Here is a 24,510-nt window from a genome sequence, read left to right on the forward strand (position 1 = left end):
GACAAGGGTATGGCTTTTCTAATTTTGATAATTTTAGAAATCGCGTATTAGCTTGTTTCTTGCATTAGATAAAATTATCACCATAAGTTCTGGAGAGCCCTCGTGCAATAGAAAAGCATCAGGAAGTAGCTCGTATTTTCCAGTGTCAGTAATGCCGCAGGATAATCCTTGCACTACTTTCTCAACTGAAAGATGTTGAAACCTATTCTTTTTGATGTCAATCAACAAACGCCCTATACCCTCTCGGTGGGTATTTTGGATTTTTTCTTCCAAGTCTGAATAGCGCGGAACCAAATCCGGCAGAAGTCGCAGCCAATCCGAAATTAAATCCTCAACGAAGCGCTCGTAAATAGCATACAATCTAGTTACCACAGCAGAGCGATCGTAAATTTCCCACTCCTTTTCGGTAGAGATTACCTCCATTAATGCGGTAAATTCAGGATTTTCTTCCAACTTCTGTTTATTTAAACTGTCTCGAAATACGATGCTTCTAAGTCGATGATTAGTCTTGATTATGGCACGAACGGTTGAAATTTTGACACTAGCTTTCTCGATCATCTCCTCAAACATCGCAAGTTACTCTCCGATAACTTGTGAAAGCATTTCGTCAAATATTCCGAGCCGCTCTTGAATCTCTGCTTTAGTTGTTCCACCTCCTGTCAAAAAACGAGCTTCCGGTTTGTTAAAGAGGTTTTTTGTTTCTTCAATAACTCGATTTTGCAATTTTTTAGAAAAAAACTTCTGGGCATCAGGTAACCGCTTGCTAAAACCAAGCATAGTCACATCATAATAGGAGCGATTGGATTGTTGAGACCAAGTTTGAGATTGAGGATCGAACGGCTTAAATAAATACTTTCCGTAAACTTTATGTGCTAGTTTAAGAGTTTCTATAAAATTATCTTCCAGAAATTTTATATCGAAGTTGGTAAGTTTCCAAGTTTTTGTCATATATAAATCTAAAAAATCGGGCATTTCCAGTTGATAATGTTCTATATTCCTTAGGGCAAAAAAACGCAAAACTAATTCAGCATCTTCCATGTTTTCATAAATACTGTTTTTCTCTAACTCCCCGCTGTTATTATCTGTCGGAATTCCCCAAGCTTCAGCAAATATGGGATGGCGCGCTAATTTTAGCAACAGTTCATTGAACTTTCCAGCATACAAAATGTTTCTCATTTCCTGTTGGCTGAAGTTTAATCTGCCAGTATTTAGACGTTCAAAAGTTTTCTGTTTGAGGAACTTGTCTGCTTCAGGATTAGAGGTTAATTCGGCAAGAATTGCTATTGATGATATGGAGCGTCGATCGATATTAGCTCTAATTTTTAGAGGAAGTCGGTTATAAGTATGTCCGTTTAATTCAGGCAAAATTTCCAGCCCTGTCAGTTTGAGCTTGTTTTCATAAAACTCTTGAATAGCAGAGATTCGTTGCTGACCATCCAAGACTTCATAAGGCTTGAAATCTTGTTTGTACAGAATTATTGAGGGTACGGGAATATTGAGAATAAATGACTCTATCAATCGGGATTTCATCGTCGAATTCCAACGACCCCTTCTTTGGTAAAACGATCGCATTTCTATATAATTAGAAAGCTTTAATGATTCAACAAACCGGGGAAGCTTTTCACGGTTGATTTCGGTAACGATTGGTGTTTCTTTGAAGTCGTAGCGCTGGTGGATATCGCGATCGAATCTGCCACGATCTGGTGTGTTTTGTGGCAAACTCTTCCACATCTTTTTTTCAAATGGTGCGAGCTGCATTTCCGTAGTCTCCCTAAGCACAACTTGTTAATAATTATAGCATTTCACGATCGGCAGATCGACTTAAATCTATCAAACTTGCGATCGTCAATTATTTGAAATCCCCGACTTCTTCAAGAACTCAGGGATACACAGCCACAAAACCCGAAGCTTCCAACCCTGCATATCTCTAATCTGGACGTGCAAAACCCGTTCGAGGGTCACTAATAAACAAACCCAGAACTAACGAATCCATCACCGTATCCCAGACAGAAGTCAAACGTTCAGCATCATCAACCCAGTAATCAAAAGTAATCAAACACTGAACATTAGAACCCAATCCGATACAGATTCTCGAATAAGCTTCCCGCTGTTCGGGAGGGTCGATAAACTTAAATTGGGTCCAAACAACCCGAGCAGTTTGCCGCTTCAATTGGATAATATCCCCAGGATCGATCGGATTTCTGGTATCATCTTCAACTATTTTCTGTAATAGCGGCACCAGCGGAAATTCTCCCCAATTACCAGGAGGTAACAAATTAAACGAAACCTCCAAACAACAATCATCATCCGGCGGTTTCTTATCCGTAAACCGGAACGACTTTGTATCCGGTTCAAAATGCCAATCTTGAGGAACATCAAAGCGGACTGCACCTCTTCCAGCGACAAAGATGCGAGTTCCAGGCTTTGACTTCCAATTGTGGTCTTCTTTAAGCTCTAGAGTTTCCTTGAGCCATTCTTGCTTTTTGCGCTTAGACATAAACAGAACACCAAATTACTGCTAATGTGTAGTTTGAGACTTGGCAAACACATTTTAACTCTATTTTGCTCACCCTTTGCTCAAATATCACAATCCTTACAAAAATTATAAATCCATCTCTTCTCTCTCCGCGTTCTCTGCGCCTCTGCGTTAAAAAAATCTTTCACAAATTCCTAATTTTTATTTTTAACTTGAGGAATCACATATCTAATACCGCCTTTATTTCCATCCGCATCGCCCCTGTAGCGGGGGATAACATGAATCGCAGCGTGACTGCGACTTTGACCCGCATCTTTATTAATATTGATACCCACATTAAAACCATCAGGATGAAAATCTTTAATTAACATCTCTTGCACCTTATTCGCCATAAACCAGCAAGCCGATTGCTCTCGAAACGGCAATTCAAAATAATTTGCAGTGTGACGTTTGGGAACAATTAAAACATGACCTTTGCTGGCGGGATAACCGTCAAATATTGCATAGGCTGTCGCTGATTCTGTCAGTAAATTTAGGTTTTTGTACGGATTGCAGAATATGCAGTTATTAGTGGAATTTCTTTGATGGTTGTAATGCACGTATTCGTAGATTTCGCAAGACTCATTTAAGAGATGTGACTTAAAAGGAAGTTTGACAATGCACTGATAGGTAGGTTTTTTGTGGACGTAGTGTTCTCGAAAACCTTCTTTTTTGATATCCCTTCTCACGGCAAAATATGCTTTACCTCCTGGTTTCAATAGGTGCGACACTTCCATCAGCACATTCGCTTGTTCTTCGGGAAACAAGACATTTAAAACATAAAAGCAAATGATGGTGTCGAATTTATGTTCGGGAAATTCAGGAAAATAATAAGAGTCGTAACCTGCAATATCAAAGCCTTTTTGCTGCAACAATTTAACATCGCTACCGAAGCCGCACCCAAAATCTAAAACTTTACCTTGAAGCAAGTTTTGCTCTAATAAAATTTTTGCCGGGAATGACAGGTAAACTCTTTCAATTGCTGTGAGGTGGCTGAATTTATTTTGTTGCTTCTTCATGGCAGCATAAACTTGATTTAAATCGATATTCTTCAGTCCGCGGAGGCGGACTTTGTTTGTGTAGAAGCGATTTCAATCGCCGAATCTTATCTTAATAACAATTGTATCATTATTGCAGTTTGGCGATCGCCCCTTTCGCCACCAAAACCTTACCAGTCACCAAATCCCGCACCGTAGCCAACAACACCCGCTTCTCATCCACCTCAAAACTCACCGAAACCCTGTCAATCCCCAACACCCCAGGCGGATTCAAATGCGCCACACAAACCTCCTGGTGGTGGCTTTCCAAAGAACGAAAATCGCTGTGTTTGTTGAGCAAACTGCTCGTCATTTGCCCTTTTTCGTTAAAAGTAACCTCCGCTTGCGACACCTCCGCAACTTCTCCAATATCTAACCTAATTTCCCTTTGACCTTCAATGGCAACTTGCAGCGTCAACTCTTCGGAACTTTCACAAGGATACTTCATTTCCTTGCTAAAAATCGGCGAATAAGTATAAGCTTTAGCATAAGGTTCCCAGAGGCGAATTGCATAGCTGTGGCGCAAATAATCGTCAACACTCGCCAATTGTGTCAAGGCTAAAGCGCCGTGGGCTACAGCTTCAAAAGGCTTATCTGTTTTAACTTTTTGTCGCCCAAAATAGGAAACCACTAAATTAGATACAGCCGGAATCATAGAAGTTCCTCCTACCAGCAAAACCTGTTCGATATCTGCTTTACCGATACCTTTTCCCAGCGCAATGCTCAACACTTCATCTAAAGCTTCCCGCAACTGTTCCAACAACTGCCGAGATTCCAGGATTTCTTCAAGTTGATCTCGGTTTAACTGCAAGTCATAAGACATAAAATTTTCATCGTCAAACCAACTTTCCTTCGCCTCATTAACTTGAGACACTTGAATTTTTAACTTTTCTGCTATTTCTAATAAATTTTGCCAGCCCACGCCGCCAACTTCTGCGCGTGACGAACCAATTTGCCGCAAATAATCTTCAACAATCCAAATGTCAATATCTTCGCCACCGACATAAGCATCGGATTTTGCCAACACTTCGGCACGCACCCCCCCCAGCCCTTCCTTACCAAGGGGGGGAGAAATCTCGCTGCCTCCCTTAGCAAAGGGGATTACAGCAGTGCGGACTAAACTTAAGTCTAAAGTCCCGCCGCCAAAATCGACTACTAAAACTAAAGAACCGGGGCGTTGTACGGCATATCCCAGAGCCGCGGCGGTGGATTCATCTATTAGCTGAACTTCCTCAACTCCGAGAGATTCTGCTAAGTCGCGAAACCAATCAAGATATCGCTCAAATGCTCCGACTGGTACTGTAAAAATTAATTTATCTGGTTGTATGTTTTGCTGATATAATTGTTTCCATATAGTTCTGATAAATTGTTCAGCTACTGATTCCGGCGTGTAGCTTTCACCGTCTATATTGCGGGCCGGGGGCTGATAATCGGCAGCCAAGTCGCGTTTAAAAGCTTTGAAAAAGCGATCGGGCTGGGATTGTCCTAAACGCTGCGATCGCACTTTTTCTCCCAATACCAACTCTCCCGCATTTTTCACAAACACTAAAGTCGGAACTACAGGTATTTCTAGGGCATCTGGGTTCGATTTTTTGGTCTTAAAAATGCGGGACATTTCGCCCAATCTCAAAGTTTCTGGTGTTTGCGTATCCGGGTTGAGAATGCAAACAACCGTGTTGCTGGTACCGAAGTCTATTGCAACTGTAGTCATGTCTATTTTAGATTTTCAATTTAATTTGTTATTCCCGGTGGAAGGCTGCGACTAACTTTAGCTGGAGCAAGAATTTGCTCTCCATCCCGATAGCCGACAAACCGAATATAAACTAACTCTCCTTCTGTTATATCTTCAACATCCGGCTGGTGCAACTGCGGATTGTAAGTCACTTGTTCCCAAGCTGAACCAATTGTTTCAAAATCCCAACTTGACAAGAGATTTTCTAGGGGGGTAAACAAAGCCGAGAGATTTTTGGCGGGCATATTCGGCTTGGCTTCTGCCATTTTGCGGGCGCTGGGATAGTTGGTTAACAAAGTTTGCAACTGTTCAAAGGTGGCGCGGCGAAAATCGGTAGTTAGTTGAGTTTTTTGTTGCTGCAATTCTTCGCGCAGCCGGAAACACTGCTGTTTAAATTCTTCGATTTCGCTGGGATTCGTGGTGATTGCAGCCGATACGGGCAGTGCGCTTAAAGTGCGATCGAATTCCTGGAAATTCAAATTTAGCACAGTTGCCAGCCGCCGCAGTTGGTCTAGGGTGAGTTTTCCCACGTCTCCCTGCCGCACTAGGCGCACCCCGAAGCGACTTAAGCCTGCTTTTTCGCCTAAGTCTTGCCAATCGACGATATCTAGCTGATTCATGCGTTCCCGGAGGATTGTATCGTACTTAAAGTCGATCGCATCTCCGGCCTCGGATGCAGCATAAAGGTACACTAAAATTAGAAAAATGCCCCCGACAGCTAGCGCGATACCGAAGGCAGGCCCTGTTGTTATATCAACTGTTGCACCGAGGAGATAGAACATTGTTAATTTTTCTAAACTTGTTTTAAAGTCTGAGTTTGTTCGGCGGTCAAATTTTCTTCGCCTTCATAGTATTCTGGCAACAACTCTTGAGATTCTACTTGGCCCAGGGCTTTTTCAACTCCGGCAGTGGTTTCGGTGCAACTCGAACCGGTGGCGTTGAGGACGGTTTCAGTAATTTTGCCGTCTTTGCCGATGCGGTATTCTATTTGGCGGTACTCTGCCATAGTTCCTCTTGGTTTAATGCTTGACGGTTGAGTTTTGACTGTTGAGTTATATTATAGATTCTGTTTACCGATTATTCAAATGAATTTTTGTAGCGACAATGCAACCGGGGTTTCGCCGGAAATTATGGCAGCGATTGCAGCGGCTAATTGCGGTGCTGCGATGTCTTACGGAGATGATGAATATACGCAGCGTTTGCAAGTTAAATTCTCGGATTTGTTCGAGACACCGGTGACTGTTTTTCCTGTAGCAACCGGTTCTGCTGCTAATGCTTTGGCCCTGGCAACTGTGACTCCTCCTTACGGGGCTGTTTACTGTCACGCCCAATCTCATATTAATCTGGATGAATGCGGCGCGCCGGAGTTTTTTACGGGCGGTGCAAAGTTAGTGACATTAACAGGAAATCATGCTAAGATAGAGGCAGAGACTTTAGGTGAAATAGTCGATCGGGCTGGTGCAGGAGTAGTCCACCACGTACAGCCCGCCGCCGTCAGCATCACGCAAGCCACAGAAGCCGGCACAGTCTACCATCCAGCGGAAATTGCCCAGATTTCGGAGGTTGTTCGCAGCCATAATTTGCACCTGCATATGGATGGAGCTCGCTTTGCTAATGCTGTTGTGAGTTTGGGCTGTTCTCCTGCGGATATCACTTGGCGCGCAGGTGTGGATATTCTCTCATTTGGAGCGACAAAAAACGGCGCGATGGCTGCGGAAGCTGTGGTATTTTTCAATCAAGAATTAGCAAAGACTTTCCCATTTTACCGCAAGCGCAGCGGACATCTGTTCTCAAAGATGCGGTTTTTGTCGGCGCAGTTGGAAGCATATATAACGGATGATTTGTGGCTAAAAAATGCGACTCACGCCAATAAGATGGCAGCTAAATTAGCGCAAGGTTTGGCCGGAGTTGAGAAAGTCAAGTTTTGCCATCCCGTCGAAGCTAACGAGATTTTTGTGCAGCTTCCCGAATCTGTAATTGCAGCGGTTTTAGCTGAGGGTTTTCTGTTTTATCGGTGGGATAACTCTACTATTAGACTGGTAACAGCTTTTAATACTAAAGAAGAAGATGTTAATGCTTTCGTGGAAGCTGTTAAACGCTATTCTGTATAAATTTTAAATTGTAAGAGCGGGTTTATTGAACCTTTTCGTGATGATAAATCTTTCTGTGAATACGCCCTTACAGATTTTTATAATTCGGTAGGGGCGGGTTCGCAAACATCTTTAATACCCACAAAAAATTTAGGTAAACCCGCCCCCACACAACCAATAACCCACATCAACGTTAATTTCTATCAAATACTAAAAATGTAGATTTAGATTTATCGTTGGGTGGGGGCGGGTTTTTGAGATTGTTGTTTGTTGGATGAGATTTTTGGCGAACCCGCCCCTACGGTTTGATGCAGAAAATGTAGATGTAAATTTACCGCTGGGTGGGGCAGGTTTTTGAGATTTTCGGTTTTTGGCTGGGATTTTTGGTGAAGTAGACGCCTAGAGTTTAATCGATTCATGAATAGGTTCTGCAACTGCTGCTAATTCGGGTTCCTCTGCTTCGAGGTGCGCTTCCAAAAGCGCCAGATTTCTCATGTTTGACTTATAAAAAGCATCGAAAATATCTCCGACTAAAGGCACTGAGCCAATAACAGCTTCCAAACTAATATTGTAAATCATTTTGCCTAGAGTTTTCGGGGGGAGATTGAATTGAGTTGCTAAGTAAATTAGGTAAGCAGAAAACGCAGTATCTACTATATCCCCAGCACCGGGAACTAAACCGATAATGGGATCTAAACCAATGCGAAATTTAGTACCGGGTATGCCAATGGCGGTATCCATCAGGCGGCTGAGTTTGCGGATGCGGTTGAGAGTGGCAAGACGCTCTATTTTGTTCATATTATTATTGTTGGACTAGCTGGAAAAAACGACATCAGTCGGAAGACGGAAAAAATATCGCCCTGACAGGTTCGTAGTGAGGACTTCAGTCCTCTTCAAATCAGAGAGGACTGAAGTCCTCACTACGAACTTTATAACAGGTTCGTAGTGAGGACTTCAGTCCTCTTCAAATCAGAGAGGACTGAAGTCCTCACTACAAACTTTATAAGGGTTATTTTATGATATAGTCGGCGACGATCGCAAATTGGGAATTAGCTACGCTTCAATAAACTTAACTATAGTTAAGATGCTTAATTCCCCATTCGTGCATCGAATCAATAATCGGTTTAAGACTTTCGCCCAAAGGCGTGAGCGAATATTCAACTTTCGGCGGAACTTGCAGGTAAATTTCTCGGTGAACAATCCCATCTGACTCCATCTCCCGCAACTGCTGCGTCAGCATCTTCTGAGTAATGCCGTTGACAGCTCGTTGCAGCTCATTAAAACGCTTCACTCCTTGAAATAGCTCCCGGAGAATTAAGACTTTCCAGCGCCCGCCAATCACCTCTAAAGTTCTTTCTACCGGGCAATTTGCGCGCTCAATAGTTCCTGCTTTAGCTTGCATAGTATCTTTTTGGTAACTACCGCACTTTTAAGTGCCTACTTCCCATAATAGCTTGACTTGGTTTAAAGTAGAAACATCCGAGAAATACCCGAAGTTATTGCCAAATCTAAAATCTAAAATTAAAGGAGGATTGAGAAAATGATTGCAGTCAGAAAAAGTGAAGCAAGAGGACACGCTAATCATGGTTGGCTCGACAGTTATCACACATTTTCCTTTGCCAACTATTACGATCGCAATTATATGAATTTTCGGTCGTTGCGGGTAATCAATGAGGATGTCGTTAACCCCGGCAAAGGTTTCGGCACTCACGGGCACAGCGACATGGAAATCATTACCTATGTACTGGAAGGAGCGTTAGAACACAAAGACAGTTTAGGTACCGGCGCAGTAATCAAACCCGGTGAAGTACAGCGGATGAGTGCAGGTACGGGCATCCAACACAGCGAGTTCAATCCCTCACAAACTGACCCAGTTCATTTGCTGCAAATCTGGCTGTTGCCCGATACAAATGGCTTAGAGCCGAGTTACGAACAGCGGGATTTTCCCGTAGTAGAAAGGCGCGGGAAACTGCGCTTAGTTGCGGCGCGAGATGCGAGAGATGGTGCAGTAAAAGTGCATCAAGATGTCGATTTGTATGCAGCAGTTTTGGATAAAAACTCGCGGGTTTCTCATGTTTTGCAGCCAAATCGCCATGCTTGGATACAAGTTGCTCGCGGTGCTGTTTTGCTCAACGGCTTGACTTTAGAAAAGGGTGACGGTGCGGCGGTTAGTGATGAGGCTGAGTTGGTAATTGAAGCGACAGAAGATGCGGAGTTTTTGCTCTTCGATCTAGCATAAAATTTAAGGCGAAATCCCCGAATTATTAGAAAAATCGGGGATTTGAGCCACTCGGCGGTTCAAACCGATCCTACACAAACAAAGTCCCTCTCTAAGAGACTAAGAAATTAATTAGCCATCCAAGATTTTGTCCCAAAAATACCTGCGATAAGTTCGGGAATTCTAAAATCAACATCTAAGCTTTCCCAGTGTACGCTGCTACCGGAAGGCGGCAGCCAAACATCAGCAAGTTGTTCTGGTGAAGCACTTTCTAAGCCTTGTGCAAGCCTCGGAGGAAAACAGAAAATAGCACCGTTTTTGAGTTTGATAACAATTAAATCTTCCGACTGATTATACTGCACGGATTCGGCACGGGGTTCTGTAGCCTCAGCGCTTTTCCATGTTTGCTTGGATTGGGCTATTTGCTCTCGGAGATTTTCCTCTGTTAACTCTTTGTTCCAGTTTCTATATACCATTATAAGTCAAGTTGTAGGGTGCGTCAGTACGAAGTTGAGAGGCTTGTTTGAAATTGCATAAACTGACGCACCTGCTAGCTGTAAGGTGCGTCAGTTCTTAAACTCTCAATTATCCACTAAAAACTCTAACTGACGCACCCTACTAACCTTACATTCTCATTTTGTGTAAAAATATGTTACAAAGCGGAAAACCCATCCGTCCGTTGATAGTTGTAGGGTGCGTCAGTACGAAGTTGAGAGGCTTGTTTGAAATTGCATAAACTGACGCACCCCCTAGCTGTAAGGTGCGTCAGTTCTTAAACTCTCAATTATCCACTAAAAACTCTAGCTGACGCACCCTACTAACCCTTACTTGCAAACACCCTTCCATTCCCAACCACCAACGCGCCACAAACCGGAAAACTAATCCGTCTGTTGATATGTGGGTATGTTAAATTGACACAATCATGAACTACAGCAGAACAATTCCGGCTATTTTGAGTGCTTCGATCGCCCTAAGTGCGATCGCCCTCATCCCACTCACCTCACCTCCAATCGCCCTAGCCTTAACCGCCGACGCAGTTAAAACCGTCGCCAAACAAATCACGGTACGGATCCAAGGCACAAAAGGCGGTTCCGGAGTAATTTTAGAAAAACAAGGTAGCACGTACTATATACTCACCAACTGGCACGTAGTCGATAAACCTGGCGATTACGAGGTTGTAACTCCCGACGGTCAAGCTCACTCTGTATCATACGGCCTGGTGCGGCGAATGCCCGGTGCGGATATCGCGATCGTCACCATCAGCAGCCCTCAAAGCTACCCCCTCGCCCAATTAGCTAATTCCCCAGCAACTCCCGGAAAAAGAGCCTATGTGGCTGGCTGGCCAATATCCGGCGGTTCCCTGAGACAACCGATTTTCATCGCTACCGAAGGTCAATTTACCGGCCGCCAAACTCCATTAAATGGCTATACTTTGGTATACAACAACTTAGTTAGGGCGGGAATGAGCGGCGGCCCAGTGCTTGACGATGCGGGAAAAGTTGTCGCAATTAACGGCATTGTCAGGTTAGAGGACAATTCGGATAAAATCGTGGCAGCGGGAGTAGAAATCAGTAATATCATGAAATGGCGATCGACTATTTCGCTACCAGTCCTTCCCCAATCGCCAACAGCCGCAAACCCGAAAACTGCTGTCAATAATCCGCCTCAGAAGCCCGGAAGTGCGATCGCCTTTGCCACCACAAATACCCTCAAAGGGCCTTCAGAAGTTGTCAGTTCGCTTGCTCTAGCTTCCACTGCTTTTACCACAGGAAATAGTAACGGCACAATCTCTGTTTGGAATTTTCCCAGCGGGCAATTAAAAACTACGCTGCAAGGACACGCGGAAGCGGTAAACGCCCTGGCATCGAGTGCGGATGGAAACGTGTTAGCTAGCGGCAGTGACGACAAAACTGTAAAAATTTGGAATTTAGAAACAGGCGCGGTTGTCCGCACTTTGAGCGGGCATTCTGGCGCTGTTTCGAGTGTTGCCGTCAGTCCAGACGCTCAATTTGTCGCGAGCGGCAGTTGGGACAAAACGATTAAGATTTGGAATGCGAAAACAGGGGCATTGCTGCGGACTTTAACCGGGCATTCTGGATTAGTGAATGCTGTTGCAATTAGTCCCGATCGCCAAACTTTAGCTAGTGGCAGCAAAGATGGTTCAATTAGGTTGTGGAATTTAGCTACAGGTGCAGCAATTCGCACGATTGGCGGCAAGAACTTGTCTGTTTTGTCCCTCGCTTTTACTCCCGATGGCAAAACTTTGGCGGCCGGCAACAGCAACGGTACTGTCGGGTTGTGGAATGTCGGAAACGGTCAATTAATTCGGCGTTTGAGCGGACATACCGATGGAGTTTGGTCGCTGGCAATCAGTCGGGATGGGAGTATACTGGTTACTGGGAGTTGGGATAAGAGTGTAAAACTGTGGGATGTGCGATCGGGCGAATTGAGAGGTAATTTGAGCGGACATTCTGGCTATGTTACTGCTGTAGGAATTAGCGCAGATGCTAAGACTATTGTGAGTGCGGGTTGGTTGGGGGAAATTAAGATTTGGAAAAGAAGTTAAGATTTTTTTTAATTAACCGCACAGTGGGGAGTGAATCGGCTATTCAAGCGAGGTAACGGAGGCATCTCAATGAATGCAAATCTCTTCAAAAATGTCTCAAATGAAAAACCTTGTAGTAAAAATTCCAAAAAAACATGAGGTAATTAAAATCACACCAGCACACCAGCAATCAATATAATCCCACTTAAAAGCGGTGGCAGAAATTATTCACCTAAATATAGATGCAATGGAACTAAAAAGTTTTGAAAGTCTAGAAAAATCTGTACAGCAGGCAATATTATAAAAGTCAGACCAGTAATAGGCAAGTTTTCTTTTCAGCAGAATCAGAAATTAAGGAGCGCAAATTAAATAATTTACACAAGTTTGTGGGATGGCCTCTTCCGCCCGTCCAGAAAGGACGGACGGGCGGGACGCCCATCCCACAAGAGCAATAAAGATTGTAAGTTATTTAATTCTCATTCCTTAGCCCGAGCATGGAAAAATGCGATCTATTAATCAGTGCCAATGAATCTTATCAAATGGCAGAAAAAGATGCGAGAAACTGGGAGCATCTCAGTTTGGCAAAAAGCATTTTTTTATTATAGTGCTGTCTCCGCTCGCGTATTCTACTCGCGAGCGGGGACAGCACTATAAATGCCAAACTGAGATGCTCCCGAGAAACTTTCCTTGGAATCAAAGTTTCTCATAATACGTTACATAGGTTGGTAAAACGACAATACTTTGAATTACCCACGTGACTCACAAGGAATTTAAGAAATTATGGGGGGTCAGTAAACCGATCAAAAGAAGCAGTAAATATTTGGATAAGGCTTGTTTATTTACTTTCAACGGCTCTGAACACAGCAATCCTTCTGACTCTAATGCTACGATAGCTTCATATAAACCTGAATCCGTTACAATATATCAAACTCAATATTACTGTCAACTGGACAGAGGTAATGTCAATAGCCGATCGCGCGCGCAGTTTCGGTGCGACTGGGATTAAGCGTTACGGCTTAAAGCTTTCAGGGTTCAGCCAATACAACAGAAGAGCTTTCAAGAATGCTATGGTTGGGCGGACACTTGCACTCTACTGCACTCAACACCAAAACCACGATCGCGATCGCCCTTGAATTTGCATTCAGCACAATGTTCAGGCATACTGCATAATTAAAAAGCTTTATTTTTAGTCCATAACCCCCAACCATGAGAACTTACTACTGCGGCGAACTGCGAAGCGAACACATCGGACAAACTGTCACCCTCTACGGATGGGTGGATCGCCGCCGCGATCATGGCGGGGTGATTTTTCTCGATTTGCGCGATCGATCGGGCTTAGTGCAAATTGTCAGCGATCCTCAACGCACGCCGGATTCGTATCACGGGGCTGAGGCTTTGCGCGGCGAATACGTGGTGAGAATTACTGGGCGAGTTACCAGTCGCCCCGCCGATTCCCTCAACCCTAAATTGCCTACGGGTGAGGTAGAAATTTATGCTGACGAGATTGAGTTGTTGAATGCGGTGCGGAAACAGTTACCGTTTCAGGTTTCGACGGCGGATAATGAAAGCGTGCGGGAAGATTTGCGCTTGAAGTATCGCTATTTGGACTTGCGGCGCGATCGCATGAGTCGCAATTTGCAGCTTCGTCACCAGGTGATCAAAGCTATGCGTCGCCACCTCGAAGACGTTGGCGGTTTTATTGAAGTTGAAACACCGATTTTAACGCGATCGACTCCCGAAGGTGCGAGAGATTATTTGGTTCCCAGCCGCGTCAATTTGGGCGAATGGTATGCTTTGCCACAGTCGCCACAATTGTTCAAACAATTGCTGATGGTTTCGGGTTTAGACAGATATTATCAGATTGCGCGCTGCTTCCGCGATGAAGATTTGCGCGCTGACAGACAACCGGAATTTACGCAATTAGACATGGAAATGAGTTTCATGTCTGTGGAAGAAATCCTCGAATTAAATGAAGGTTTAGTCTGCAATATTTTCCAAAGTGTGAAAGGCGTGGAATTGCCTCGTCCTTTCCCGCGTTTGACTTACGCCGAAGCGATGGATCGTTATGGTAGCGATAAACCAGATACTCGCTTCGGTATGGAATTAGTCGATGTTTCCGATTTGATGAAAGATTCGGGATTTAAGGTGTTTTCCGGTGCAGTTGCTGCGGGCGGAATTGTGAAAATTTTGCCAATTCCGGGCGGGAATGATGCGATTTCTAATGTGCGAATTAAACCGGGTGGCGATTTGTTTAAGGAAGCCAGCGAAGCCGGTGCTAAGGGATTAGCTTATATCCGGGTGCGGGAGAATGGTGAAATTGATACGATCGGCGCAATTAAGGATAATTTAACAGAGGCTCAAAAACAGGAATTGCTCGATCGCACTGGTGCACAACCAGGTCATTTGTTGTTATTTGCAGCAGCCGATGTCACAACTGTCAATAAGACTTTGGATAGATTGCGTTTGTGCATCGGTAACGAATTGGGATTGATTGACAAAGACAAGATGAATTTGCTGTGGGTGACAGAGTTTCCGATGTTTGAATGGAACGCTGATGAGAAGCGTTTGGAAGCATTGCACCACCCATTTACAGCCCCGCATCCCGATGATATTGACGATCTGAAGACTGCGAGAGCTCAAGCTTACGATTTGGTGTTAAACGGCACAGAAGTCGGTGGTGGTTCTCTGCGGATTTACCAGCGGGATGTTCAGGAAAGGGTGTTTGAGGCGATCGGCTTATCGACTGAGGAAGCTTACAATAAGTTTGGCTTTTTGTTGGATGCGTTTGAGTATGGAACTCCTCCCCACGGCGGAATTGCCTATGGTGTCGATCGCCTGGTAATGTTGTTGGCTGGCGAGGAGTCGATTCGGGATGTGATTGCGTTTCCGAAGACGCAGCAAGCGCGTTGTATTTTGGCGAATGCGCCGTCTGGTGTGGATGAGAAGCAGATGAAGGAGTTGCAAGTGCGATCGACTTATGTACCGAAGACATAGGTATGTAAAACACCTTCAATGAATAGTGGATGGGTGGCGAGAAACCGGGTTTTTTCCAGAATACTTCGCCACACCTCCTAGAAACTGCGAAAAACCCGGTTTCTTTGGTTTAGAAATCTTACAAGATATTTTAGTAGATAATATTGATGGGTAGAAAACGCGATATTAAACAGGTTGATGCGATCGCTAGGGAGTTTAAGATGGGAGGTGAATTAAGGATTGCTTTTGGTTTATTCATTGAGGAAGAAAAGAAAAATGGTTATGGTGGAACTTTAAACCGTAGAGGAGATTTTACTTATGAACAACTCCGCCAGAAAGCACAAGAATTTTTAGAGGATATTTAAATGGCTATTCAAACATCTATTGCCGATCGAAAGCCAAATATCGAGCAAATTATTTCAGTCATTACTAAACCGATAATTGGAGAAATTTGCCATCAGGTTATATTTAGTTATGGGGATGAATTACGGCTAGATTTCGGTGAGATGTCTGCCTACACTCACCCAAAATTAGCACATCTATCCAAAGGTAGTTGGAAATTTGGCACGAGGGCAACACCTTGGGTTTTCAAGCAAGGCGATCGCATCTTAACCTCTTCCTTGCTAGTAGATATAGATGCAGAAATAGATGAGGTAGAAATAGATGCTGTCAAAAAAGTTTTGCAGCAATTGGAAAATAAAGAATTGATTGATTTTGTGATTTATGCTCATAATATTAGTCTCACTCTAGTTTTTGAGGGTGATTACCAACTAATTTTACAGCCAGATTTGCAAGATGATTCTGGACTTTCTTATTGGGAATTGTTCATGCCAACAGAACAAGTTTTGACGGTTGGGCCTGGATTTTTTTGGGAATGTAAATCAATTCACGAAGGTTATTGATATTAAATTAAATTGATGATCACTTTATGCCTCTAAAATAATGTGTTGTAGCCAACTCCTTAATCACTTTAATGGTTGGTTTTTCTGGCATGAATTTCGCTTCTAACTGCTTCTACTTCTTGGGCGACGGTTTCCAAGGAAAGTTCATCGGTTCTAAAGGACTCCAAAAGAACTGCTAATTTACTGTGTTGTCTCTTCAAAAGTTTAAAGATTCGATCGCGACTGACTGTTTGAGTATTTTCGCCTTCTTTGATAGCATTTTCCATTCCTATATCTTCTAGGGCTTCTGTCACAATTTCCGAAAATACTTCTTTGTGTTCTTTTACTAACTCAAAAATAGCTGCTTTGAGTAATTCTTTAAGCTTGGTTTCGTCTAGAGTAATTTCCGACATAGCTTTTTTTGTGCTATTTTTTTAAGGTTTTAATTATATCACAAAACAGGAGAAATTTATCCAAGTTTAGTTCGTGGGTAATCAGAAACCGGGTTTTTTCCAGAATACTTCGCCACACCTTCCAGAAACTGCGAAAAACCCGGTTTTTTTGGTTTACGAATGGCCAGATAACTCAGGACTCAAAATGAACTATTTTGAGCCAGTTTACGACAGTTTGAAGTAAATCGGGGTCATGGGGGAAGAAGGTTTGCAGGGGTGGATGAGGTGTGTCGGTGGATTTTGTATCAACTCCTTCAGACGGGAATTCTCCGACTCTGCTAATTCCGCCTCCAAGTATTTAAGCCAGATTTGGTATAATATCATGATATCAAACTGCTGCTATATGAGCTGATGGCAAAACTTTACTATCGTGGCATGGCGGAGCAAAATGGTAAGCCTAAAATAGGTCGCAGTGCTAGATTATTAGGGGTTAGACCTGGTATTGACATAGATATTGAGCAAATGCCGACAGGTTATCTAAATGAGCAAGGCTATTTGTTAGCAGATTCAGAACGTGTGTTTCGAGGAGAGCTTGTTGCTGTTGTCGTCAGGAATACAAAGGGAATGTCTGTTTCTATTTCAATTGAAAGTTTACCAGCATTTCGCAGACCTGCAAAATTTGGTGGAACTGGAAAAGACTCCCTATGGCAAATTGATGACATAAACATTATGGGAGATTTGCAGGCTGTCCAAGATAGCCCGACGCACGTTAGCATTTTGCCAAGAGTTACAATGTCTCTGGAAAGGTATGAGGCAGCATTGGCAAAAACCCAAAATGATTGGGAAAGAGTTGATTAACTTTATATATCATAGGAGTCTATAACAATGGCGTGGATATTCAGTTTATCGGCAGAGTGTGGCTCTGATGAAGCCAAGGTTAATAAATTTGCTCAACACTTTGAGGGCATAGAATGGATGCTGTCAAATAATCGCCAATGTCTATGTCGAACAGATACTTTTCAAGATATGGATGGAAACTGGTGGTGTCGGGTTTATCCCAATAATATTAGTGAAGTGGGAATAGATAGCCCTGAAAGTGCTTATTTGATGACAGAGTTAGGTATTTTATTTTATCTAGCTCTACGGTTTGCTCCTTGGTTTCGCTATGCTTTGGTTGGGGTTGAAGTTGATGAATTCAGAACCTATAGTGAACTTATGGAGGATTTATCTAATTTATCTATTCCTGGATTAGTTTTAGCAAAGGAACTTATTCATGGGGTAGAAACATTACCAGTTTTCCGACCATTTAGTCCTAGTTATGTTTGGCAACCATACGAGGGGGAAGTCTATAATCCATTAATGGCATCCCCAGAGTTAAAAAATAAGCTGAATGAGCTTCTGGCTGTGAGTTGAATATACTTTTTACTCATTAGAGTTGCTTCTGTTTTTCGGCTTGTTTAGCTTTAGCTTCCGACCATTTTTGGTATTTAGCGGTATTAGCCGAGATCATTTGACACATTTCTCTAGCTTTCTGTTCGGTGTCTTTTGCTAATTCCAAAATTTCTAGCAATTCCTTGTCATCGAGTTCTTTTTGTGTCATTGTAAATTCTCCAAACGGGCTTTAATACTACTAACTCTTATTTTAGTTTCCAGCACTCGGCCTAGCTCCATTGCCAAGTCTTCCCCCACCTCTTCTATTCTATCATTTGTCAGGACTTCAACTGCCGAGAGATACTCTATGCGTTCCTGAATCTGTGTTTTCGATGTGTTTGCGAAAAATATACAGGTGTTTAAAAATCCCGAAATCTGAATCACGGTAAAATTGTTTGGAAAGCTCCCTAGGATAGCTCTACAAATATTTAGTCCCTCACCTGCTTCCTGCTCAATTTGAGTTAGCTCCTGCTTTATACGCTCAACTAGAACGGTTATTTCTGATGGAATTGACATATGATACGACTTACTATTGATTATAGTCTTTGTCAAAAAAAAGAAGCGATTTCAGCTTGACAAATGGCGATCGCCCTTTAATAAAACACAAAGACCGATCGCACTTAACGCAAAAAGTGCGATCGACCTCCACAATCATTCTTACCAGTAACGAGTTAAAATCCGAATCACCTCACCCGCTAGAGGCGACGGTACAGGCGGACTCCACTCTCCAACTTGTGCAAAACCCAAAACGTGCAGCAGATTAACAATGCTGTCTACCCCTTTGGGAACGCCACACAACAACAAACGAATCGGTTTTTTGCCTTGAGGTACATCAGGAATTTCTTCTCGAAGCAGTTCGGGAACGGACTTTGGCTGTGATATCATAGGGTTTGAATTACACGAATAGTGGAATTGCGATCGCCCTTAAGTTTTCCAGGCCAGGGGGCGATCGCTTTTCCGTTTGTACATCCTGAGTCTAGTTCAATCGCTGCCGCTTGTCAAGCGTAACGACAATATATATTGTCGTTACGGCAATCTAAGGGAAATTGAAGGTTGCAGAATGGTAACATCAGCTTGCAATATCATGGCCAGCAGTTGAGTGTCAGCAGTGATTCGTTGGAAATTGGCAGTTGTGATGGCCGATCGCAATATCAGCAATAAAGAATTGGCTACTTTAATTGGGATGCACCCCACATCTGTGTCGAAAATCAAAACCCGTCGCCGACTCACCCGAATCGACGAAGCAACCCTCAGCGCTTTGTGCAGAGCACTGAATTGTCAGCCGGGGGATTTAATGGTATATGAAGAGGACGAGCCCGATCGCGAAAAATGACATCGTTGTTTACTGTTATTTCAAAATTATTATTAAACCGCAGAGGACACAGAGAACACGGAGGAAGAGAAGAGAGAGATGAATAATAAAGACACAATTATTTCCCATCTCTAACTAACTCTCTTTCCCCTCTTTTCTCTGCGCCCTCTGCGCCCTCTGCGGTTAATAAAAACAAATCTCAGTGTCACAGCCAAGCATATGCGTTACCTTAGTTAATTAACGCACTCCCCAACAAAATTCATGCTTCCCCGCATCCAAGAACTAGCAACCAGCCTCGCCCCCCGCTTAATCGAAATTCGCCGCCACATCCACTCGCACCCCGAACTCAGTGGCCAAGAACATCAAACAGCGGCCTATGTAGCCGGAGTTTTGGCATCTAGTGGAGTTCGCGCCACTGAAGGAATCGGCAAAACCGGCGTCATCGGCGAACTCAAAGGCAATAGCAACGAGTCCCGGTGGCTGGCAATTCGCACCGATATGGACGCTTTACCGATGCAAGAACGCACCAACTTAGAATTTGCCTCGAAAAACCCAGGAGTCATGCACGCTTGCGGCCACGACATCCACACCACCGTCGGTTTGGGCGCGGCGATGATATTAGCTCAGTTGGAAGAAAAACTACCTGGTCACGTCCGCTTCTTGTTTCAGCCAGCAGAGGAGATAGCCCAAGGCGCGCGCTGGATGATTGCAGATGGCGCGATGAAAGATGTTGAGGGCATCCTCGGAGTGCACGTTTTTCCGACGATTCCCGGCGGTGCGATCGGCATTCGCCACGGGGCACTGACGGCGGCGGCAGATGACCTAGAATTGATTGTGATGGGCGAATCTGGCCACGGTGCGCGTCCCCACGAGGCGATCGATGCAATTTGGATTGCTTCTCAGATTATTACTACTTTGCAGCAGGCGATTAGTCGCACACAAAATCCGTTGAGGCCTGTGGTTTTGACGATCGGGCAAATTAGCGGCGGACGAGCGCCAAATGTGATTGCCGATCGAGTAAAATTATTGGGCACGGTGCGATCGCTGCATCCAGAAACCCACGAAAAACTACCAGCTTGGATCGAACAAATTGTGTCGAGTGTCTGCGCGACTTACGGCGCTAAGTACGAACTCACCTACAAGCGCGGCGTGCCCGGAGTCCAAAACGATCCTAAACTGACGCAATTGGTCGAATGTGCGGCTTTGGAAGCTTTAGGGCGATCGCGCGTTCAGATTTTACCAGAACCATCCCTCGGCGCGGAAGATTTTTCGATGTATCTAGAACACGCACCGGGAACGATGTTTCGCTTGGGAGTGGGACTGACTGATAAACCTAACTATCCCCTCCATCACCCGCAGTTTGAGGTGGATGAAGCCGCGATTGTGACCGGCGCTGTCACTTTGGCCTATGCTGCTTGTCAATATTGGAAACAAAAATAAGTTGTAGGGTGTGTCGCGATCGACAATTCCTCAACGAATAGCGACAATCTAATAGCGACACACCTTACCCAATATTTACTGTATAGCAACCGCCACATCGGTGAGGGCATAAATGACCTGATGAATGGAGACAAGAACCTACAGCATAAACGGTTTGATTGCCGTACTCTGTAACTGTCAACTGCTATAGCTGTAGGGTGTGTCGCGATTTCTCCCGATCGGGGTTCCGGCTTTAAACCAATTCTTTCAGGTAATGAAGAGCTTTATACTATAACTTTAATTACGAATCTTGTAAAACTATCTACTATAATTATTTAAGTCACCGCTAAGAAATGCTAGCCATGACCCAGAAAAAATATTATTCGACTCGTGTCAAAGAAGAAACCTCAGTCTAAAATTTTCCCTTCTCAACCGAAATCGCCCGAAGGCTTGGGATTTTCCTTCAAGTACCTGCAAACTCAGAATGAAAAATTTTCAATTCGCAATCGCGATGCGAATTATGATGATGAGTTTAGCTCTTATAAACTCGCTATAAACTCATCAGGTGTGACCTTTGCTTGCTTTAGAACACCGCTAAGTGTACCAATTTTTAGCTCGCGGTGGAGTGGCACAACGCAAACAATTTCTCCATCGGGGAGAGCTTTTTTGAGGACAACATGGCTACCCGTTTGCCTAGCTTGATAAAAGCCTAGACGTTCTAGTACGCGAATTACTTCGCTTACTTGATATTCTGGGCAATCTAGGCATAGCTAACCTCTATGCTAGTTACAAACCTGGGAGTGATTTCGTCGGGTAAAGGACACTCTTCGAGATAGAGCCTTGTAGCTGCTTTGAGGTTGGCGATCGCTTCTTCTATGGTTTCGCCTTGGTCAACTGTGCCCACTTCTGGACATTCGGCAATATACATATCTTCTTCTTTGTAAATGATGGCGGTGAAGCTTTGGGTTTTCATTATGGTTTTCGCTTCCATCATCTAAGGTTGCTTGCTTTCTATTACCTAGTGTATCTCGGATGAATAGTTTTTACAAGTATAGGGGGGGAAGATGGGCGATCGCACTTTTTGACAAATTGGGATGTAAGGGCGATCGCCTTGTGGTTATTTTTAAATTGAAAGGCGATCGCTCTATCATCAAAAAATGCGATGCGTCACAGCCTATTTGTCTTCGCCGAATCGCCCCTTTCATTAGGCTAAAACCCGTTGAGTCAGGTTTCAACCCCTCGATAAATCGCAGCGGTTTTCACCCTCCCAGCTTATTTCCGATAGCGACAGGCTACCGGCCAGCATAGCAGAATCCTCAACTGCTGATAAAGTCCGCTGCTGTCAAGCTCGCTGCTGTTAGACGAACACCAGAAGTTGGATTTCGATCCAAAAGTCCAATAATTCGATTAGTTGATTTAACTCGTAGAGCTAGATTTAGATCGCTACCACTAGAGATGGCATTGAATGGAGACGGCGAGGGTTCAAACTGCCTCTCCACAAAAACTGGATTCAACCCAGCAGCTTGAAATGTCAGGACTTCGATGTCAGCAAATGTCAGACCTTTTGGAAGTACAATTTTGTCTTCCCCAGGGAAGAAATCGTTCAGAAAATCTACTGTATTAGTAGCCACTTCATCTTGAATGATAAACCTGTCTCGTCCAGATCCTCCAGTCAGAACATCAAAACCTAAATCTCCAGATAAAATGTCCTCGCCGTCGCCACCCAATAGCCAGTCGTTATCACGCCCCCCAAATATTTGATCGTTGCCACTTCCACCCCTAACAGTATCAGTGCCCGCATTCCCAAACAAAATGTCATCGTCAAGTCCACCGTCAAGAGAATCTGCATCTTTACCACCGTAGAGGGTATCAAACCCGCCCTCACCATCTAGTGAGTCACGCCCCAGATTCCCGAACAGTTCATCATTGCCACCCCTGCCAAAGATCCTATCATTACCCCCCAAGCCCAGCGTTCTGCGGCCCCCATCAGTATCACGAATGACATCATCACCCTCTGTGCCTTGTGCATTAGGAGTATTTGCAATATCGATGTTAGCCATGACTTCTTAGAAATTCCTGAAATTTATTTCGTCCTGAATTCTTAGCATATGTGAAAAAAATACTGAAATCAAGTCAAATCAATAGGATTTAGTAGGGATTCTTTTACCTATCCCGATCGATCTCAGTCGCATAAAGTAGGATTTAGTGGCTGAAATATCAAATAGTAGGATAAGGTAGGATTGCAATAGGCAAAACCCAAACCTCGACTCGACCTATGGACATTCAAGAAGTCTTAAAAATAGCTGACCAAATCCTATTCACTAAGACAGGCAAACACCTCAATCACCTACAAGAAGGTATACTGCGCGGTACTTGGCAACGCCAGAAATACCCGGAAATTGCCACAAACTGCCACCGTAGCGAAGCTCATGTCAAGAAAGTCGCAGCACAATTATGGAAGCTTTTATCAGAGATATTAGGTGAAGACATCAATCAATCTAACTTTGGATATACAGTGGAAAGATTGCAATTATCCATAGTTGAATCAAAAATTGGAAAATATTCTGCACAAAATGATAATTCCAGTGTTTTGGGAATAGGGCTGTTTCATTCTCAAGAAAACGATAATTTTGTAGGGGTAGTGTCCCTACGCCGACCCTATTTGTCTACATTTTGTATGTGTTTGAGAGCTCGGGCAGGCACGGGGACACCGCCCCTACAAGAGAATGAAATAGCTCTGGTTTGTGGGAACTATCTTCAATCCTTAGAAACAGCAAAGTTAGAAAAGCAGAATCAGGTGACCTGTAGCAATACTCAGCCTAAAAAACGACTAGACTTATCCGATGCACCAGAACCCAACTTATTCTATAACCCCACATCTGAACTCACCACCCTCAAGCAGTGGATTTGGGAAAGCCGCACCCGTCTCATCACCATATACGGCTTATCTGGCATTGGCAAAACGTCACTAACTCTCCAACTAATCCCAGAAGTTCAACATGAATTTGACTATATTATTTACCGCAGTCTCCGCAATTCTCCACCCCTGCAAACCCTGCAAACAAACTTAATTCAATTCGTTTCGCAGCAACAAGAAATTAAATTGCCATCACTTATTGAGCATTTGCGTTCATCCCGCTGTCTCATCATCCTTGATGACATACAAACAATTTTCAGCAGCGGACAACTCGCAGGCAATTACCAACCAGGCTATGAAAATTACGGCACATTCTTCAAAGAATTAGCAGCATCATCCCACAACAGTTGCCTAATCCTCCTGAGTTGGGAAAAGCCCAGAGAAATTGCGGCCCTAGAAGGCGAAAATCGTCCTTGTAAATCGCTGCAACTCAACGGTTTGGGCGCGGAAGCACGGGAAATATTCAGAGAGAAAAGATTAGCAGAAGAGGAGAAATGGTCACAACTGATTGACCTTTACCGAGGCAATCCCTTATGGTTAAATATAGTTGCAACTATGATTCAAGATTTATTCGGCGGCAGCGTTTCCGAGTTTCTCTCCTATGATACCCTATTTTTAGGTGATTTAGAATCTCTGCTGCACCAGCAGTGCGATCGCCTATTTGACTCAGAAAAACAAGTGATATCCTGGTTAGCTCGTGAAGCCACACCAGTTGAAATATCCAAATTTTCAGCCAATCTGGAATTATCCCCATCAGCCTTATTACAAGCTGTGCAATCCTTGAGACGGCGTTTATTAATTGAAAAAGTGAAACAAGGTGAGAAAACGCTTTTCACACTCCAGCCTGTATTGATGGAGTATGTGAAAAACCAGTTCCTAAAGGTTGGATAGTTTCAGGCTTCTCATGGGAGGCTAGAAACCGGGTTTCTACGAAATTTTGTGTTTAGTAGCGAGAAATCTACGCAGAAACCCGGTTTCTGAGGACACAACTATTTTTATGGGAGGCTAGAAACCGGGTTTCTACGAAATTTTGTGTTTAGTGGCGAGA

General features: G+C 43.8%; 29 protein-coding genes. 12 read left to right on the top strand and 17 right to left on the bottom strand.

All coding sequences use genetic code 11. The features are described 5' to 3' along the window. Window positions 1-33: 33 nt before the first annotated feature. The 7 genes from JGK22_RS24695 to JGK22_RS24725 all read right to left on the bottom strand — a co-directional run bounded on the left by JGK22_RS24695 (window position 34) and on the right by JGK22_RS24725 (window position 6,290). Window positions 34-570: an MAE_28990/MAE_18760 family HEPN-like nuclease gene (locus tag JGK22_RS24695; RefSeq protein WP_293205325.1), complete on the bottom strand. Its 537-nt coding sequence runs from the start codon at window positions 568-570 to the stop codon at window positions 34-36. 6 nt (window positions 571-576) lie between these two features. Continuing rightward, window positions 577-1,758 carry a DUF262 domain-containing protein gene (locus tag JGK22_RS24700; protein ID WP_293177263.1) on the bottom strand — a complete coding sequence of 394 codons (1,182 nt, stop codon included), beginning with the start codon at window positions 1,756-1,758 and terminating at the stop codon, window positions 577-579. Window positions 1,759-1,927: 169 nt separating this feature from the next. After that, window positions 1,928-2,497 carry a hypothetical protein gene (locus tag JGK22_RS24705; protein WP_293177261.1) on the bottom strand — a complete coding sequence of 190 codons (570 nt, stop codon included), beginning with the start codon at window positions 2,495-2,497 and terminating at the stop codon, window positions 1,928-1,930. Window positions 2,498-2,670: 173 nt separating this feature from the next. Further along, entirely contained in the window at window positions 2,671-3,534 is an 864-nt protein-coding gene (locus JGK22_RS24710) for a bifunctional class I SAM-dependent methyltransferase/HIT family protein (protein ID WP_293205322.1), read from the bottom strand. A gap of 109 nt (window positions 3,535-3,643) precedes the next feature. Further along, window positions 3,644-5,263: an Hsp70 family protein gene (locus tag JGK22_RS24715; protein WP_293277041.1), complete on the bottom strand. Its 1,620-nt coding sequence runs from the start codon at window positions 5,261-5,263 to the stop codon at window positions 3,644-3,646. Window positions 5,264-5,283: 20 nt separating this feature from the next. Continuing rightward, window positions 5,284-6,066 (bottom strand): XRE family transcriptional regulator, encoded by a 783-nt coding sequence (locus JGK22_RS24720; RefSeq protein WP_293205317.1) that lies wholly within the window; start codon window positions 6,064-6,066, stop codon window positions 5,284-5,286. Window positions 6,067-6,077: 11 nt separating this feature from the next. After that, a complete protein-coding gene (locus tag JGK22_RS24725) occupies window positions 6,078-6,290 on the bottom strand; it encodes a DUF2997 domain-containing protein (protein ID WP_293177253.1) in 213 nt (70 codons plus the stop codon). Between the two features lie 79 nt (window positions 6,291-6,369). Here JGK22_RS24725 and JGK22_RS24730 point away from each other — a divergent pair, with 79 nt between their 5' ends. Beyond that, a complete protein-coding gene (locus tag JGK22_RS24730) occupies window positions 6,370-7,395 on the top strand; it encodes a low specificity L-threonine aldolase (RefSeq protein WP_293313990.1) in 1,026 nt (341 codons plus the stop codon). Between the two features lie 378 nt (window positions 7,396-7,773). Here JGK22_RS24730 and JGK22_RS24735 read toward each other — a convergent pair whose 3' ends face one another. Together JGK22_RS24735 and JGK22_RS24740 are read right to left on the bottom strand one after the other, a co-directional pair. After that, window positions 7,774-8,172: a DUF4112 domain-containing protein gene (locus JGK22_RS24735; protein WP_293190456.1), complete on the bottom strand. Its 399-nt coding sequence runs from the start codon at window positions 8,170-8,172 to the stop codon at window positions 7,774-7,776. 271 nt (window positions 8,173-8,443) lie between these two features. After that, entirely contained in the window at window positions 8,444-8,776 is a 333-nt protein-coding gene (locus JGK22_RS24740; protein WP_293177247.1) for a helix-turn-helix domain-containing protein, read from the bottom strand. 138 nt (window positions 8,777-8,914) lie between these two features. On the opposite strand from JGK22_RS24740, the gene JGK22_RS24745 reads away from it, so the two are divergent. Further along, window positions 8,915-9,613, top strand: coding sequence for a pirin family protein (locus JGK22_RS24745; RefSeq protein WP_293190457.1), 699 nt, complete (start codon window positions 8,915-8,917; stop codon window positions 9,611-9,613). Between the two features lie 107 nt (window positions 9,614-9,720). Here JGK22_RS24745 and JGK22_RS24750 read toward each other — a convergent pair whose 3' ends face one another. Further along, a complete protein-coding gene (locus JGK22_RS24750) occupies window positions 9,721-10,068 on the bottom strand; it encodes a DUF2442 domain-containing protein (protein WP_293313992.1) in 348 nt (115 codons plus the stop codon). A 446-nt stretch (window positions 10,069-10,514) separates the two neighbouring features. Here JGK22_RS24750 and JGK22_RS24755 point away from each other — a divergent pair, with 446 nt between their 5' ends. From JGK22_RS24755 to JGK22_RS24775, 5 genes are all read left to right on the top strand, one after another. Beyond that, window positions 10,515-12,158, top strand: a complete 1,644-nt coding sequence (locus tag JGK22_RS24755; RefSeq protein WP_293313993.1) for a trypsin-like peptidase domain-containing protein — start codon at window positions 10,515-10,517, stop codon at window positions 12,156-12,158. Window positions 12,159-13,096: 938 nt separating this feature from the next. Further along, window positions 13,097-13,270, top strand: coding sequence for a hypothetical protein (locus JGK22_RS24760; RefSeq protein WP_293177239.1), 174 nt, complete (start codon window positions 13,097-13,099; stop codon window positions 13,268-13,270). A gap of 73 nt (window positions 13,271-13,343) precedes the next feature. Next, on the top strand, window positions 13,344-15,131 hold the full coding sequence (aspS, locus tag JGK22_RS24765) for an aspartate--tRNA ligase (RefSeq protein WP_293212116.1): 1,788 nt from the start codon (window positions 13,344-13,346) through the stop codon (window positions 15,129-15,131). 146 nt (window positions 15,132-15,277) lie between these two features. Next, window positions 15,278-15,475 carry a hypothetical protein gene (locus JGK22_RS24770; RefSeq protein ID WP_293205304.1) on the top strand — a complete coding sequence of 66 codons (198 nt, stop codon included), beginning with the start codon at window positions 15,278-15,280 and terminating at the stop codon, window positions 15,473-15,475. Then, complete coding sequence (locus JGK22_RS24775; protein WP_293205301.1) at window positions 15,476-16,012, top strand: hypothetical protein; 537 nt, start codon at window positions 15,476-15,478, stop codon at window positions 16,010-16,012. A gap of 68 nt (window positions 16,013-16,080) precedes the next feature. Here the strand turns inward: JGK22_RS24775 and JGK22_RS24780 are convergent, their stop codons facing one another. Then, window positions 16,081-16,404, bottom strand: a complete 324-nt coding sequence (locus JGK22_RS24780; RefSeq protein ID WP_293230118.1) for a hypothetical protein — start codon at window positions 16,402-16,404, stop codon at window positions 16,081-16,083. Between the two features lie 390 nt (window positions 16,405-16,794). Here JGK22_RS24780 and JGK22_RS24785 point away from each other — a divergent pair, with 390 nt between their 5' ends. Beyond that, window positions 16,795-17,241: a hypothetical protein gene (locus JGK22_RS24785; RefSeq protein ID WP_293205296.1), complete on the top strand. Its 447-nt coding sequence runs from the start codon at window positions 16,795-16,797 to the stop codon at window positions 17,239-17,241. 27 nt (window positions 17,242-17,268) lie between these two features. Continuing rightward, window positions 17,269-17,796 (top strand): hypothetical protein, encoded by a 528-nt coding sequence (locus JGK22_RS24790; RefSeq protein ID WP_293205293.1) that lies wholly within the window; start codon window positions 17,269-17,271, stop codon window positions 17,794-17,796. Between the two features lie 16 nt (window positions 17,797-17,812). On the opposite strand, the gene JGK22_RS24795 is transcribed toward JGK22_RS24790, so the two are convergent. From JGK22_RS24795 to JGK22_RS24805, 3 genes are all read right to left on the bottom strand, one after another. After that, window positions 17,813-17,983, bottom strand: a complete 171-nt coding sequence (locus JGK22_RS24795) for a hypothetical protein (RefSeq protein ID WP_293205290.1) — start codon at window positions 17,981-17,983, stop codon at window positions 17,813-17,815. Next, complete coding sequence (locus JGK22_RS24800) at window positions 17,980-18,330, bottom strand: hypothetical protein (protein WP_293205288.1); 351 nt, start codon at window positions 18,328-18,330, stop codon at window positions 17,980-17,982. Before JGK22_RS24800 ends, JGK22_RS24795 begins: the two co-directional genes overlap by 4 nt. A 141-nt stretch (window positions 18,331-18,471) precedes the next feature. Then, on the bottom strand, window positions 18,472-18,699 hold the full coding sequence (locus tag JGK22_RS24805) for a hypothetical protein (RefSeq protein ID WP_293177229.1): 228 nt from the start codon (window positions 18,697-18,699) through the stop codon (window positions 18,472-18,474). 214 nt (window positions 18,700-18,913) lie between these two features. Between JGK22_RS24805 and JGK22_RS24810 the strand changes: the two genes are divergently transcribed. Together JGK22_RS24810 and JGK22_RS24815 are read left to right on the top strand one after the other, a co-directional pair. Beyond that, on the top strand, window positions 18,914-19,147 hold the full coding sequence (locus JGK22_RS24810; protein WP_293196865.1) for a helix-turn-helix transcriptional regulator: 234 nt from the start codon (window positions 18,914-18,916) through the stop codon (window positions 19,145-19,147). Window positions 19,148-19,387: 240 nt separating this feature from the next. Further along, entirely contained in the window at window positions 19,388-20,566 is a 1,179-nt protein-coding gene (locus tag JGK22_RS24815; protein WP_293313995.1) for a M20 family metallopeptidase, read from the top strand. Window positions 20,567-21,084: 518 nt separating this feature from the next. Here JGK22_RS24815 and JGK22_RS24820 read toward each other — a convergent pair. The 3 genes from JGK22_RS24820 to JGK22_RS24830 all read right to left on the bottom strand — a co-directional run bounded on the left by JGK22_RS24820 (window position 21,085) and on the right by JGK22_RS24830 (window position 22,605). After that, window positions 21,085-21,276, bottom strand: a complete 192-nt coding sequence (locus JGK22_RS24820; protein WP_293196889.1) for a type II toxin-antitoxin system HicA family toxin — start codon at window positions 21,274-21,276, stop codon at window positions 21,085-21,087. A gap of 29 nt (window positions 21,277-21,305) precedes the next feature. Further along, on the bottom strand, window positions 21,306-21,518 hold the full coding sequence (locus JGK22_RS24825; RefSeq protein ID WP_293196867.1) for a type II toxin-antitoxin system HicB family antitoxin: 213 nt from the start codon (window positions 21,516-21,518) through the stop codon (window positions 21,306-21,308). Window positions 21,519-21,861: 343 nt separating this feature from the next. Then, a complete protein-coding gene (locus tag JGK22_RS24830; protein ID WP_293196868.1) occupies window positions 21,862-22,605 on the bottom strand; it encodes a calcium-binding protein in 744 nt (247 codons plus the stop codon). Window positions 22,606-22,820: 215 nt separating this feature from the next. Here JGK22_RS24830 and JGK22_RS24835 point away from each other — a divergent pair, with 215 nt between their 5' ends. Next, window positions 22,821-24,353, top strand: coding sequence for an NB-ARC domain-containing protein (locus JGK22_RS24835; protein ID WP_293313997.1), 1,533 nt, complete (start codon window positions 22,821-22,823; stop codon window positions 24,351-24,353). Window positions 24,354-24,510: the final 157 nt, after the last annotated feature.

The sequence above is a fragment of the Microcoleus sp. PH2017_08_TRC_O_A genome (assembly GCF_020738665.1).
In the GTDB taxonomy this organism is placed as follows: Bacteria; Cyanobacteriota; Cyanobacteriia; order Cyanobacteriales; family Microcoleaceae; genus Microcoleus.